This window comes from Paraburkholderia sp. J63 (genome assembly GCF_905220245.1).
Classification (GTDB): Bacteria; Pseudomonadota; Gammaproteobacteria; order Burkholderiales; family Burkholderiaceae; genus Paraburkholderia.
Genome location: NZ_CAJMZF010000088.1, coordinates 1 through 11,281 on the forward strand (window position 1 = coordinate 1; position 11,281 = coordinate 11,281).

General features: G+C 65.6%; 11 protein-coding genes. 8 read left to right on the forward strand and 3 right to left on the reverse strand.

All coding sequences use genetic code 11. The features are described 5' to 3' along the window. Positions 1 to 90: 90 nt before the first annotated feature. Positions 91 to 1,062 (forward strand): PDR/VanB family oxidoreductase, encoded by a 972-nt coding sequence (locus tag U5775_RS38025; protein ID WP_322063282.1) that lies wholly within the window; start codon positions 91 to 93, stop codon positions 1,060 to 1,062. A 102-nt stretch (positions 1,063 to 1,164) separates the two neighbouring features. Here U5775_RS38025 and U5775_RS38030 read toward each other — a convergent pair whose 3' ends face one another. Next, positions 1,165 to 2,550 carry an MFS transporter gene (locus tag U5775_RS38030; protein WP_322063283.1) on the reverse strand — a complete coding sequence of 462 codons (1,386 nt, stop codon included), beginning with the start codon at positions 2,548 to 2,550 and terminating at the stop codon, positions 1,165 to 1,167. Positions 2,551 to 2,833: 283 nt separating this feature from the next. Between U5775_RS38030 and U5775_RS38035 the strand changes: the two genes are divergently transcribed. From U5775_RS38035 to U5775_RS38065, 7 genes are all read left to right on the forward strand, one after another. After that, positions 2,834 to 3,721, forward strand: coding sequence for a CoA ester lyase (locus U5775_RS38035; protein WP_322063284.1), 888 nt, complete (start codon positions 2,834 to 2,836; stop codon positions 3,719 to 3,721). A 29-nt stretch (positions 3,722 to 3,750) separates the two neighbouring features. Next, entirely contained in the window at positions 3,751 to 4,212 is a 462-nt protein-coding gene (locus tag U5775_RS38040) for a MaoC family dehydratase (protein WP_322063285.1), read from the forward strand. 19 nt (positions 4,213 to 4,231) lie between these two features. Continuing rightward, positions 4,232 to 5,398, forward strand: a complete 1,167-nt coding sequence (locus U5775_RS38045; RefSeq protein WP_322063286.1) for an acyl-CoA dehydrogenase family protein — start codon at positions 4,232 to 4,234, stop codon at positions 5,396 to 5,398. A 79-nt stretch (positions 5,399 to 5,477) separates the two neighbouring features. Beyond that, positions 5,478 to 6,716, forward strand: a complete 1,239-nt coding sequence (locus U5775_RS38050) for a CaiB/BaiF CoA-transferase family protein (RefSeq protein WP_322063287.1) — start codon at positions 5,478 to 5,480, stop codon at positions 6,714 to 6,716. Between the two features lie 2 nt (positions 6,717 to 6,718). Continuing rightward, positions 6,719 to 7,897 (forward strand): CaiB/BaiF CoA-transferase family protein, encoded by a 1,179-nt coding sequence (locus U5775_RS38055; protein WP_322063288.1) that lies wholly within the window; start codon positions 6,719 to 6,721, stop codon positions 7,895 to 7,897. A gap of 53 nt (positions 7,898 to 7,950) precedes the next feature. Next, the gene (locus tag U5775_RS38060; protein WP_322063289.1) at positions 7,951 to 8,637 is read left to right on the forward strand and encodes a nitroreductase; all 687 of its coding nucleotides are present in this window, start codon (positions 7,951 to 7,953) and stop codon (positions 8,635 to 8,637) included. 58 nt (positions 8,638 to 8,695) lie between these two features. Beyond that, positions 8,696 to 9,469, forward strand: coding sequence for an enoyl-CoA hydratase/isomerase family protein (locus tag U5775_RS38065; RefSeq protein WP_322063292.1), 774 nt, complete (start codon positions 8,696 to 8,698; stop codon positions 9,467 to 9,469). Between the two features lie 32 nt (positions 9,470 to 9,501). On the opposite strand, the gene U5775_RS38070 is transcribed toward U5775_RS38065, so the two are convergent. Further along, the gene (locus U5775_RS38070) at positions 9,502 to 10,308 is read right to left on the reverse strand and encodes an IclR family transcriptional regulator (protein WP_322063290.1); all 807 of its coding nucleotides are present in this window, start codon (positions 10,306 to 10,308) and stop codon (positions 9,502 to 9,504) included. Further along, positions 10,305 to 11,132 carry an IclR family transcriptional regulator gene (locus U5775_RS38075; RefSeq protein WP_322063291.1) on the reverse strand — a complete coding sequence of 276 codons (828 nt, stop codon included), beginning with the start codon at positions 11,130 to 11,132 and terminating at the stop codon, positions 10,305 to 10,307. Before U5775_RS38075 ends, U5775_RS38070 begins: the two co-directional genes overlap by 4 nt. Positions 11,133 to 11,281 lie beyond the last annotated feature (149 nt).

Consider the following 11,281-nt stretch of genomic DNA (forward strand, 5'->3'; position numbering starts at 1 on the left):
CGCCCCGCACAGGGGCAACGCTAGCAAACCGACACGAAAGCAAGGAAATGCCAAAAAAAAACCAGCAAGACCCAAAAACAGGAATAAACGATGAAAAGTGAGTTATGCGGATTAAAAGTCCGAGTATCAGCCAGACACAACGAAGCCACAGACATCTGCAGTTTCGAACTGGTCCACGCAAACGGCGGCACACTACCGGCATTCTCAGCAGGCTCCCATATCGACGTCGCGATACCAGGCGGCCCAACACGCCAATATTCCCTATGCAACGCCCCAAACGAAGGCCACCGCTATCAGATCTCAGTACTACGCGATCCGAACTCGCGCGGCGGCTCAGCCGCGATGCACGAGCGCGTGCACCCCGGCGACGAACTAACGATCAGTGCCCCAAAGAATCACTTCCCGCTCGCGCATGAGGCGCGGCATAGCCTGTTGCTCGCGGGCGGCATCGGCGTAACGCCGATCCTCTGCATGGCGGAGCGGCTCGCGGCAACCGGCGCATCATTCGACATGCACTACTGCACGCGTTCGCGCGCACGCACCGCGTTCGCGGAGCGCATTGCCCATGCACGCTATGCGCCGCGCGTGCAGTTCCATTTCGACGACGGCGATCACGACCAGAAACTCGACCTCGCGGCGCAGCTCGCGCGGCCTGAGCCGGGCACGCATCTATACGTGTGCGGACCCAAGGGCTTCATGGATGCCGTGCTGAGTACCGCCCGAGAGGCCGGCTGGGCCGACGCGCAACTGCACTACGAGTTCTTCGCCGCCGACGCGCGGGAAACAGCCGGCGACGAGCGCTTCGAGGTCGAGGTCGCGAGTTCGGGGCAGGTGGTCGTGGTCGGGAAGGACGAGTCGGTCGTGGCGGCGCTGGCGAAGGCCGGCATCCGGATCGAGACGTCGTGCGAGCAGGGCGTGTGCGGGACCTGCCTCACGCGCGTGCTGACCGGCGAGCCCGAGCATTTCGACGCCTACCTCACGCCCGACGAGCGGGCGGCCAATGACCAGTTCCTGCCGTGCTGCTCGCGCTCGAAGTCGGCGCGGCTGGTGCTCGATCTATAGACGCTATAGACGCGCCGGACCCATGCACCGCGGGAGCGGCGCATGGGTCAACCCGGCGCGCGCTCCCCCAAGCGCCCAATCTGCTTTCCATTCCTGAATGGCTTACGCGGCCTCGGCCAGCAAGCGCCGATAGTGAGGCAGCGCGGTAAAGAGCAGCCACGCCGCGAGCGCCGACGCAATCGTGCACACGATGGCGATCGAGTGCCCGACCATCTTCGGATTGCCGAAACCATGGTCGGTCATCAACGCAATCAGCGTCGGGCCCGCACCGAAGCCAATCAATTGCGCGACGAACGAATAGAGCGCGCCCACGGTGCCGCGCATGCGGCTCGGCGCGACGAGTTGCAGTGCGGCACTCATGCAGCCCGTGGGCAGGCTGAAGAAGAAGACGGTGCCAGCGGCCGCGACCAGCGCGCCCGTCGCGCCCGGTGCGAACGGAATGCTCGCGCAGCAGAGCAGCATCGGGATCATGGCGAACGCGGCGGTGCGCAACTGTGCATCGGTATGGCCGCGCTTTTCGAGCCGGCGCGCAATCCAGGGGCCGGTGAGCGCGCCGGCAATGCCGAAGCTGACCACCAGCACGCCGAAGCGGAATCCCACCAGTGCTGCCGGCATGCCGTGTGTGCGGATCAGATACGTGGGCATCCACGCGGGCATGCCGAGCACGACGATGGCCAGCATGCCCACGCCGAGCAGGATGCGGGCATAGAAGCCGCGGCGCTGCCACAGATACGAGGCCGAATCGCCGGTCGTGAATTGCCGGTCGTCCTCGCGCTCGCTGATCACATTGCTGCGCACGGGCTCGCGCACGGTCAGCACCACCAGCAGCGCAAAGAGAATCCCTGGCAGTCCGATCAGTACGAACGCAAGCTGCCACGTCTGGAATTGCGCGAGGATCGGGAACTGCCGATGAAGCGCACGCGCAAACTCGATCACGAAGCCGCCGGCCACGAGCGAGAGGCCGCCGCCGAGCATTGGCCCGAGAATGAAGATGCTCATCGCGCGCGCCATCTTTTTCGCCGAAAAGCAGTCGGCGATCACCGAGAGCGCGAGGGGGAATACGCACGCTTCGCTGGCGCCCACGCCCAGCCGCGCGATGAAAAGCCCTTCGTAGGTATCGGCCCGGCCGCACAGCGCGGTGAAGCCGCACCACAGGCAGATGCCGACCACGAGCAGATTGCGCCGGTTGGTCACGTCCACGAGCCGGCCGAACAGCGGCGATGCAACCAGGTACGCGGAAATGAACGCGATGCCCTGGACGAGGCTCAGCTGCGTGTCGGAGATGGCGAGCGTTTGCTTGATGGGCTCGACCAGCAGGTTGAGAAGCTGCCGGTCGATGTAAGCGAGCGAGTAGGCGAGCGTCAGCACCGCCAGGATGTACCAGGCCTGGGCGCTGTCATGGGCTACCCGGTGCGGGGACGGCTGCGCCAGCGCGTGTTCGCTGGAGCCTGCGCCGTTGGACGGCAGGTCGTTCGTGGTGTTGCTCATTGCTCCTCCAATACGGTGGTTCGGATATCGTGCGATGTTAACTACCTAATGTTTGGTAGTTTGGCCGGTAGTGTGGTGCGGGAGGAGGCGATGTTCCATGAGTGTTATCCATGAGCCGATCGAAATGCCGGCGCGCTACGCAACGCGCTGCAACTTTCGCGCCTGCTCCGCTGTTGGTGTAAACCCCGAATGACAGCTGCGCCATCTGAGCCGAAACTAACTACCAGTTGTTAGGTAAAGAATGACGGATATTGGTAGAACCCATCGACAGGCCGAGATAGACATGACGACGCAGATGAAACCCATACGCTCCTTCCTCTTTGTTCCGGGAAACAAGCCGACCTGGATCGAGAAGTCCATCGCCTCCAGGGCCGATGCGCTGATCCTGGATCTGGAGGACAGCGTGCCGCCGCCGCAGAAAGTGGAGGCGCGCGAGATCGTCAAGTCGAAGCTGGCCTGGCTCGCCGAACAGAAGCAGCGGATCTGGGTGCGCATCAACCGCAGCGCGCACCTGTACGACTTCGACGACATCCTCGCGATCGTGAGCCCCGTGGTCGAAGGCATCGTGATCTCCAAGCCCTGCGGCCCCGAAGATATCCATACCGTTGCGTCGATGCTGGCCGAGGCCGAGTACCGCGCAGGCGTCGAGGTCGGTCACACCAAAGTGATTCCGCTGCTGGAGACCGCCCGTTCGCTGCAACTGGCCTATGAAATCGCCCAGCACGAGCGCGTGCCGGCCATCGTGGGCGCCACGGCCAAGAATGCCGACGTGGCCCGCGCGCTCAAGACGGTCTGGTCGCTCGAGGGCCGCGAGACGCAGTACCTCAAGTCGCGCGTGGTCATGGCCGCGCGCGCCGCGGGCAAGCTGCCCATCGGCGGTGTCTGGCAGCAGGTGCACGACCTCGAAGGGCTCAAGGTCTCGTCGGCCAACGACCGTCAACTGGGCATGAGCGGCGAGCTGGTGCTGCATCCCTCGAACGTCGAGATCGTCAACAAGACCTATAGCCCCACCGAAGAAGAAGTGGCGTTTTACCAGGGAATGATCGACGCATTGGACGAGGCCCAGGCCGCAGGCCGCGCCTCGTGCATCTACGACGGCGAGCACATCGACATTGCCCACGTGAAAACGGCGCGCGAAATCATCGCGCTCGCGCAGTCGTTCAACCGCTGATCAACATCCCTGGACAGGAGACAAGCAAAATGGCAGGCCTTTACTTCGAAGAATTCAAGCCCGGCATGGTGATCGAGCACGCCATCCGCCGCACCGTGACCGAGACCGACAACGTGCTGTTCTCGGCGATGACCTATAACTGCGCGCCGCTGCATATCGACGCCGAATACAGCAAGAACACCTTCTACGGCCAGCGCCTCGTGAACAGCATGTTCCTGCTGGCGCTCGTAGCCGGCATTACGGTATACGAAACGACGCTCGGCACGACGCTGGGCAACCTGGGATTCGGCGAGATCGCGTTTCCCAAGCCCACGTTCCATGGCGACACCATCCGCGTCGAGACCGAAATCGTCGAAACGCGCCTCTCGAAGAGCCGCAACGACTCGGGCATCGTCACGTTCAAGCACGTTGCGAAGAACCAGCGCGACGAGATCGTCTGCACGGCGGTACGTACGGGTCTGATGATGCTGCGTCCGGCCGACAAGGCCTGATTCGGAGGAAGAATCCATTATGGACTACCAACTGAGTGCCGATCAGCTTGCTATCGTCGATGCCGCGGAAAAAATCTGTACGGACTTCCCGCTCGAATACTGGCGCAACAAGGACAAGAACCACGCGTTTCCGCACGAGTTCTTCGAGGCCGTCGCGAGCGGCGGCTGGCTCGGCATTTGCATGCCCGAAGAATTCGGCGGCGCGAATCTGGGCGTGACGGAGGCGGCGCTGTTCATGCGCACGGTGGCCGAGTGCGGCGGCCAGGCGGCGGCGTCCACCATTCACATGAACATCTTCGGCCTGCAGCCCGTCGTGCATTTCGGCTCGGAGGCGCAGAAAAAAGCGTGGCTGCCGCCGTTTTCGCGCGGCGAGCACAAGGCGTGCTTCGCGGTCACCGAGCCCGACACGGGGCTCGACACCACCAAGCTCAAGGTCACGGCGAAGAAGCAGGCCGATGGCAATTACCTGATCTCGGGAAAGAAGGTCTTCATCTCGACCGCGCAAGTGGCCGACCACATGCTGATCCTCGCGCGCACCACGCCGATCGAGCAGGTCAAGAAGCACAGCGAGGGCTTGAGCCTGTTCTACACGAAACTCGATCGCGATTACGTCGAGATTCGCGAGATCGACAAGCTGGGCCGCGCCGCCGTCGATACCAACGAGCTTTTCATCGACAACCTGCCGGTGTCGAAAGACGCGCTGATCGGCGAGGAAGGCAAGGGGCTCAGCTATATCTTCCACGGCATGAACGCCGAGCGGGTGCTGGTCGCGGTCGAGCAGGTCGGTATCGGCCGTGCCGTGCTCAAGCTGGCCACGCAATATGCGAAGGAACGTGTGGTTTTCGGTCGTCCGATCGGCCAGAATCAGGGCGTTCAGCATCCACTCGCGCGCAACTGGGCGGAGCTCGAAGCGGCCAATCATATGATCTTCGCGGCGGCCGATCTCTACGACAGGGGCCTGCCCTGCGGCTCCGAGGCCAACGCGGCCAAGCTGCTGGCATCCGAGGCCTGCATGAACGCGTGTCAGACCTCGATCCTCACGCACGGCGGCTTCGGCTATGCGAAGGAGTATCACGTGGAGCGCTTCATGCGCGAGGCGTGGATCGGCTATATCGCGCCGGTCACGCCGCAACTGATCCTGTCGAACATCGCCGAGCGCAAGCTTGGCTTGCCGAAGTCATACTGAAGCAAAAGAGATTCCGCAATGTGCATGGGACCCGGGTAACAGCGCCAAAGTGCGAGCCCGGGTCGACAGGAGACAAGGCATGTCAGCTACAAGACCCCTGGAGGGTATTCGCGTTCTCGATCTGACCGTGGCGCTCGCGGGGCCCTATGGGTCGCTGCTGCTGGGCGGTCTGGGCGCCGAAGTCATCCGGGTCGAATCGCCCGGCGGCGGCGACATCGCGCGCAGCAACCCGCCCTACGTGGGCAAGGAAGGCGTTCACTTCGGCGTGCGGCGCGACGACGAGGTGTCGCTGACGATCCTCAATCGCGCGCGCAACAAGAAAAGCATCACGCTCGATCTGAAGTCGGAGCAGGGCCGCGCGCTCTTCATGGAACTCGTCAAGGAGTGCGATGTAGTTATCGAGAACGCCAGCGAGGGCGCCACGGCGCGCCTTGGCGTGGATTACGAAAGCGTGCGGCGCGCCAATCCGAAGATCGTCTATGCGTCGATCAAGGCCTTTGGCGAGCCGAGCCCGTACCCCAATCTCAAGGGCATGGACATCATCGTGCAGGCGCTCTCGGGCATCATGGACGTGACCGGTTTCGCCGACGGCCCGCCCACCCGCTCGGGTTTGCCGATGGCCGACCTGATCGCGCCGCTCTACGCCGTCAACGGCATTCTCGCCGCGCTGATCCATCGCGGCAGGACCGGAGAGGGGCAACTGGTGCAGGTGTCCATGCTCGACTGTCTTTCGTCGATGGTGGCCGAGGAGCACTTCGACGTGTTCCTCGGGCAGGGCTATCCCAAGCGCTCGGGCAACTTCCACGATCGGCTCGTGCCGTTCGGCGTGTACGGCACGCGCGATGGCTACGTGGCCATGGTGGCGTTCCAGCCCGACTGGTTCCGCAATCTGATGGAAGCGGTGGGCCAGCCCGGGATGGCCAGCGATCCGCGTTACGCCACGCGCGGCCCGCGCATGAAGTACGCCGCCGAGATCAACGTCATCATCGAGGAATGGACGCGGCAGCGCAGCACGGAAGAAGTCATTCGCGAGCTGCAGGAAAAGCGCGGCATCCCGGCGGCGGCGGTGCGCTCGCCGCTCGACGTGCTCAAGGACCCGGTGCTGCAGGCGCGCGGCGCCGTGGTGAAGCTTGAGCATCCGGGACTGGACGGCGTTGAAGCGATGGGCATGGGCCTGCCGATCAAGTTTTCGAAGACGCCCGTGCAGTTCGACCAGCCCGCGCAGGAGCTCGGCGCCTCCAACGACGAGATCTACCGCAGCCTGCTCAAGCTGTCCGAAGACCGCTTGCAGCAACTGCGCGACGAGGGAGTGATCTGACCATGTCCACCGAATCCCACGCATCCCCAACGCGCCGCGGCCCGCTCGCCGGCATCAAGGTCGTCGAGATCGCAGGCATCGGTCCTGGCCCATTGGCCGCCATGTTCCTCGCCGACCTGGGCGCCACCGTGATCCGCGTGGACCGCAAGGAGCCCTCGGGCCTCGGCGCGCCGCGTCCCGTGCAGTACGATCTGGGCCTGCGCAACCGCAAATCCATCCGCGTCGACCTTAAAGATCCGGCCGCCGTCGAGATGACGATGGAGCTGATCGCCCAAGCCGATGCGCTGATCGAAGGGTTTCGCCCCGGCGTGATGGAGCGCCTGGGCCTCGGGCCCGATGCGTGCCTCGCGCGCAATCCGCGTCTCGTCTATGGCCGCGTGACCGGCTGGGGGCAGGACGGCCCGCTGGCCCAGGTGGCCGGGCACGATCTGAACTACATCGCCATCACCGGCGCGCTGCACGCGATGGGCCGCGCGGGACAGGCGCCCACGCCGCCGCTCAACGTGCTCGGCGACTATGCGGGCGGCTCGCTGTATCTGGCCTTCGGCCTGCTCGCGGGCATTCTGGAGGCGCGCGGCAGCGGCCGGGGCCAGGTGGTGGACGCCGCCATGGTCGACGGCGTGGCCTCCATCATGGCCGTCACGCTGGGCCTGCACGCGGCCGGCATGCTGAGCAAGGAACGCGGCACCAATATGCTCGATACCGGCGCGCCGTTCTACGAGGTCTACGCGTGCGCCGACGGCAAGTACGTGAGCGTCGGCCCCATCGAGAGCAAGTTTTTCCGGCTGCTGCTCGACAAGCTCGGGTTGCAGGATCATCCGCTGCTGCAACAGCAGATGGACCGCGCGCAGTGGCCCGAGGCCAAGGCCGTGCTGGCCGCCCGATTCAGGGAGCGCACGCGCGACGAATGGGCGCGGGAGCTCGGCGAGTTCGACGTGTGCCTCGCGCCCGTGCTCGATTTCGACGAGGCGCCGGACCACCCGCATCTCGCCGTGCGCGGCACGTTCATCGAACTCGACGGCGTGACGCATCCCGCGCCCGGTCCGCGCTTTTCGCGCACGCCCGCCGCGCGGCCGGAGCCGCCCGCTGCGCTGAGCACGGACAACGCCATCGCCGCGCTGCAAGGCTGGCTGCCGGACGAGCGCATCGAGGCCTGGCGTGCCCGGGGCACCTTCATCTGAGGCCATGTGCATCCCTGGGCCGGCAATGAAGAACAGGTAAGGATTCCTTTCAAATGACATCGAACACTCCCGATCTCGCGGCGCTCGACCGCCTCACGAACGGCCGCTCCACCTGCCGCGCCTACCAGAACAAGGCGCTGGATGCCGACCTGATCCGCAGTATCGTCGCCATGGCGGGCCGCTCGGCCTCGTGGTGCAACGTGCAGCCGTGGCAGCTCGTTATCACCGAAACCCTCGAGAGCACCGGGCGTTTTCGCGAGGCGCTGATGGAGCGCGCGCGCAATCACCGCGAAAACGAGTCCGATCTGCCGTTTCCGCCGACCTATGAGGGTATTTACGGCGAGCGCCGGCGCGGTGCGGGCATTGCGCTGTATTCGGCGCTGGGCATCGGCAGGAAGGACGCCGAGCGCAGCACGGAGCAGGCATTCCGCAACTTCCGCATGTTCGACGCGCCGCACGTGGCGATCGTCACGGTGCCGGCGGAACTCGGGCCGTATGCGCTCGTCGATGCGGGCGGCTTCATCTCGTCGTTCCTGCTGGCGGCCTATGCCCACGGCGTGGCGACCACGCCGCAAGGGGCGCTGGCGCGCCACGCGCATTTCGTGCGCGAGTATTTCGGCATTCCCGATACGCAGCACATGATCTGCGGCATCTCGTTTGGCTATGCCGAGGTCGAGCACCCCGTCAACCGGTTCCGCACCACACGTGCCGGCGTGGACGACCTCACGCGCTTTGCGTGAGCGCCAGCCCATGCAGCAGCCTGAGCAACCCATGCAGCCGAACGAGGAGGGGCGCGCCATGACCTTGCTGATCGATCAGCCCGCGCCGCAGGTGCGCCGCATCACGCTCAATCGCCCCGAGCGCATGAACGCGCTCGACGGGCCCACCTTGCAGGCGCTCAACGACGCCGTGCGCGACTGCGCGGCGGCGGGCGGCGAGGTCAAGGTGCTCGTGATCCGCGGTAGCGGCCGCGCGTTCTGCGCGGGCAACGACCTCAAGTGGCTCGCGAGCGGCGTGCTGGCCGACCGCGCCGCCCATATGCGCCACCAGGACCTGATGCAGGACACCTACGAGCGCGTCGAATCCGCGCCGCAGATCGTGCTCGCCAGCGTCAACGGCTTCGCCGTGGCGGGGGGCTTCGAACTGACGCTGGCCTGCGATCTGACGATCGCCGATGAAGCGGCGCAGCTAGGCGACGAGCACATCCGCCGCAATCTGCTGCCGAGCGGCGGCAGCTCGCAGCGGCTGCCGCGCAGGCTGGGCCTGCAGCGCGCGCTGTACTACCTCGTCACGGGGCGGCGCATGACGGGGCGCGAGGCGGTGGAGCTGGGCCTCGCGGTGCAGGCCGTGCCCGCCACGGAACTGGAGGCGGCCACGCTGGAACTGGCGCGGGAAATCGCCCAGGCCGATGCCCTGGCGCTGGCTTCCATGAAGCAGATGGCACGCCGCGCAATGGAACTGCCGCTTTCCGATGGACTGCGCTACGAGCGCTGGATGCAGCATTGCTATCGCACGCAGTCGCCGTCGCTGGAGGCGGGCGTGCATCGCTTTGCCGGGACGAGCGGGGATTGAGGCTCCGCCGGTCTTTTTCTTTGAAGCCTTCTTTAGAGACCGCTCCCGCAATCCGCCAACTGCACTTGCAGGCGCGCCGCCGTTTCCTTGAGCGCTGGTGCGATGCGCTCGCGCTCGGCCTCCAGATCGAAATCGACGTCCGCTCTGCCGCAACTGATGCTCATGAGCGTGCCCTCGCGGCCGAGGCGCACCGGCAGCGACACGCCAAAGGTGCTGCGCTGGAAACCGCCTAGCACCGCACAGGTGCCCGTGGCTTCGAGCTCGTCGAACGAGGCGCGAATGGCCTGCTCCAGTGCATCGCCTTGCGCGCCCGCGCGGCGCTTGTGCTCCTCGATCAGGCACCGCTGCTCTGCTTCGGGCAGCCCCCAAAGATAAGCTCTCCCAATCGATGTGGTGCCCATCGGCAGCACCGAGCCGACACCGAGCCGCAGCGTGGCGACCTTGCGGCTCACACGGTAATCGACGTAGAGCATGTCGATGCCGTCCTGGATGCCCAGCGCCACCGACACATCGAGCCGGTCGGCCAGCGCCTGCAAAAGCGGCTGCGCCGATTGCAGCAGGTCGTTGGTCGAGAGATAGGCGTGGCCTATGCCCAGCGCGCCGATGGAGAGCTCGAACTCGCGCTTGCCGGGAACGAGGCGCAGGAAGCCCACCTGGATCAGCGTGGAGGTCAGGCGCGAGACCGTGGCTTTGGAGAGCCCGGTGCGCCGCACGAGCTCCGCATTGCTCAGCGGCGCGCGGTTCGAGCGGAACGCGCGCAGGACTTCCAGCCCGCGCTCCACTGTCATCAGCGTGGCATGGTCGGATGCAGCGGCGGCAGGGTCTCTGGGTGAATTCATGACAAGGCTCTCGAATGCTGGATTTCCTGCGCCATGCGCACGAGCGCCGGCCCCAGTTCACGCTCGCTGCGCGCGCGCCCGACCAGCATCGACGGCCCCATGCAGCTCACGGCCAGCGGAGCCTCGCCCGGCAACTGGACCGGCGCGGCCACCATCGTCATCGGCTGGCCCGATTGCCCGAGCGCGACGCAGAATCCCTCTTCGCGCACCTGCCCGATCTGCCCGATGGCCTCGCTGGGGCGGCGGCCCGCATGGCCCCCCAGATGGCCCCATCTATCGCTCGACTCGCGCGCGGGCTGAGGCGCCGCATTTCTGAGCAGATTGCTCAGCAGATAGTCGCGCTCGGCGTCGGGCAGGCTGGCGAGCAGCGCCCAGCCCGCGGCGGACGAGGCGAGCCCGAGCCGGGTCCCGATGGCCGGCTGCAGCGACGCGGGGATGGTGCTGGTGCAGCAACTGTCGATGACGACCACGTCGAGCCGGTTGCGCGCGCAGAGATGAACGTGCACGTGATGGCGCTCGGCGAAGAGGTGCATGCGCTGATGCGCGGCTTCGTGGATCTCGATGTCGGCGGCCGCGCGGTAGCCCAGCGCCAGCGCCGAAGGACCGAGGCGAAAGCGCCGCTTGCCGCTGTCGCAGCAGAGATAGCCCAGCGCGAGCAGGGTGCGCGTGAGGCGCGTCACGGTCGAAGCCGGAATGCCCGCGCGCTCGGAGAGATCGCTATTGCAGAGCCAGCGGTCCTCGGGCGTGAACGCGGAAAGAATGGCCAGCGCGCGCGCAAAAGGCGTCACGAGCGGGCCGTGTTTGATGGCCCCCGGGTTGGACATGGCACTGGCAGCGGGGGAGTATGAACGATCCATGGGATGTCTCTGTGAAACACGTTCATCAAACTAACGATCATTAGAATCCCGGTGTGGGGCGATGTCGATTGGGGTTTACGCGTTGGTGTGGGGTGCCCCTCTTTTGGGGCGCGGGT

Excerpts from the sequence above, each read along its gene's own strand:
- U5775_RS38025 (WP_322063282.1), top strand. The coding sequence starts at position 91 with ATGAAAAGTGAGTTATGCGGATTAAAAGTCCGAGTATCAGCCAGACAC.
- U5775_RS38030 (WP_322063283.1), bottom strand. The coding sequence starts at position 2,550 with ATGAGCAACACCACGAACGACCTGCCGTCCAACGGCGCAGGCTCCAGC.
- U5775_RS38035 (WP_322063284.1), top strand. The coding sequence starts at position 2,834 with ATGACGACGCAGATGAAACCCATACGCTCCTTCCTCTTTGTTCCGGGA.
- U5775_RS38040 (WP_322063285.1), top strand. The coding sequence starts at position 3,751 with ATGGCAGGCCTTTACTTCGAAGAATTCAAGCCCGGCATGGTGATCGAG.
- U5775_RS38045 (WP_322063286.1), top strand. The coding sequence starts at position 4,232 with ATGGACTACCAACTGAGTGCCGATCAGCTTGCTATCGTCGATGCCGCG.
- U5775_RS38050 (WP_322063287.1), top strand. The coding sequence starts at position 5,478 with ATGTCAGCTACAAGACCCCTGGAGGGTATTCGCGTTCTCGATCTGACC.
- U5775_RS38055 (WP_322063288.1), top strand. The coding sequence starts at position 6,719 with ATGTCCACCGAATCCCACGCATCCCCAACGCGCCGCGGCCCGCTCGCC.
- U5775_RS38060 (WP_322063289.1), top strand. The coding sequence starts at position 7,951 with ATGACATCGAACACTCCCGATCTCGCGGCGCTCGACCGCCTCACGAAC.
- U5775_RS38065 (WP_322063292.1), top strand. The coding sequence starts at position 8,696 with ATGACCTTGCTGATCGATCAGCCCGCGCCGCAGGTGCGCCGCATCACG.
- U5775_RS38070 (WP_322063290.1), bottom strand. The coding sequence starts at position 10,308 with ATGAATTCACCCAGAGACCCTGCCGCCGCTGCATCCGACCATGCCACG.
- U5775_RS38075 (WP_322063291.1), bottom strand. The coding sequence starts at position 11,132 with ATGTCCAACCCGGGGGCCATCAAACACGGCCCGCTCGTGACGCCTTTT.